Origin of the sequence: Patulibacter sp. NPDC049589 (assembly GCF_040675535.1) — a bacterium.
GTDB lineage: Bacteria > Actinomycetota > Thermoleophilia > Solirubrobacterales > Solirubrobacteraceae > Patulibacter.
Genome location: NZ_JBFAPC010000336.1, coordinates 1 through 1,417, shown reverse-complemented (window position 1 = coordinate 1,417; position 1,417 = coordinate 1). Strand labels below are relative to the sequence as shown.

The window sequence follows — 1,417 nt, the reverse complement described above, 5'->3', positions numbered from 1 at the left end:
CCTTCCCCGGCACCCCTTCCCCGGCCTTCCCGGTCCGGGCCTTCCCCATCCCCGCGGCCGCCGCGGTCGGCGCCGCGGCCGCGAAGCCCGACCCCGACCCCGACGCGGACACGGCTGACGCGAGCGTCGACCCGCGCACCGTCCGCCCGCCGAGCCGGAAGGGCGGCGCCTGGATCGCGCGCGTCCTGACCCCGGCCCCCGCGCGGCGGAGCCCGGGGCACGGACGGGTCGTCGGCCGCGTCAACCGGACCATCTCCGGCGGCGACGGCCGCACGACGGAGCTCCTCGTGCTCGCCTGGAAGTCCACCGACCGCGGGCGCAAGAACTGGCTGAAGGTCCGGCTGACCGCCAGGCCCAACGACCTCGCCGGCTGGATCCCGTCCACGGCCGTGCGGCTGAAGCGGAACATCTGGTGGGTCGACGTGCGCACGTCGACCCGCACCGTGCGCGTCTACCGCCGCGGCCGGCTGCGGCGCACGATCCACGCGGTGGTCGGCGCACCGGCCACCCCCACCCCGCGCGGCCTCTTCGCCGTCTCGTTCGCGGCCGCGCAACGCGATCCCAACGGGTTCATCGGCCCCTGGGCGATCCACCTCAGCGCGCACTCCGAGGTCCTCGAGGACTACGGCGGCGGCCCGGGCCGCGTCGCGATCCACGGCCGCGGCGGGGCGAGCCTGAACGACCCGCTGGGCACGGCCCGCTCCCACGGCTGCGTCCGCGTCGACAACGAGGCCGTGCGCTGGCTCGTCGACCGCCTCCGGCCCGGCACCCCGGTCCAGATCCGCCTCTGAGCCGCCCGCGGGCGATCTCCCGTCCCGCCTCGGCGCCGTTGCGGCCCCGCTGGGGCCCTCGGGACGCGATTCCCGAGGGATTCTCCGCCGCGCTCCTCCGCCGGACCCCAGCGGCGCTCCAGCGCTCCTACGCGCGCGGGCGCGGGAACGACTCTGTCGCCCCGAGCGTGCGTACCACCCACGCCGGCCGTCCCGTACTCCGACGACGGGACCACCCCGGAACGACGAACGCCGCCGGGGAGCCGGCGGCGTTCGGGTGCCTCGGGTCGCCCGGCGACGCCGGGCGGGTGCTCAGGCGCTCAGCGACGCCTTCAGCGCGTCGAGCTGCGCCGTGATCTCAGCGGGCAGCGCGTCGCCGTAGGTGGCGAGGTACTCCTCGATCTGCGGGAGCTCGGCGGCCACGGCGGCCTCGTCGACCGTCAGCAGGCCCTCGAGCGCCTCGGGCGTGATGTCCAGGCCGTCGACGTTGAGGTCCGACGCCTTCGGGACGAGACCGATGGGGGTCTCGACGGCCTCGGCCTTGCCCTCGGTGCGGCGGAAGATCCATTCGAGGACGCGGGAGTTCTCGCCGAAGCCGGGCCAGATGAACCGGCCGTCCGCGTCCTTGCGGAACCAGTTGACGTAGA

The 1,417-nt window shown here is 75.9% G+C and carries 2 protein-coding genes; one reads left to right on the top strand and one right to left on the bottom strand.

Going from position 1 to position 1,417, the window contains the following annotated elements; genetic code table 11:
• The coding region (locus AB0L40_RS27830; RefSeq protein WP_364362053.1) for a L,D-transpeptidase at window positions 1-791 on the top strand (791 nt) is incomplete at its 5' end.
• A 291-nt stretch (window positions 792-1,082) separates the two neighbouring features.
• Here the strand turns inward: AB0L40_RS27830 and AB0L40_RS27825 are convergent.
• On the bottom strand, window positions 1,083-1,417 hold a 335-nt coding region (locus AB0L40_RS27825), incomplete at its 5' end, for a phosphoenolpyruvate carboxykinase domain-containing protein (protein ID WP_364362051.1).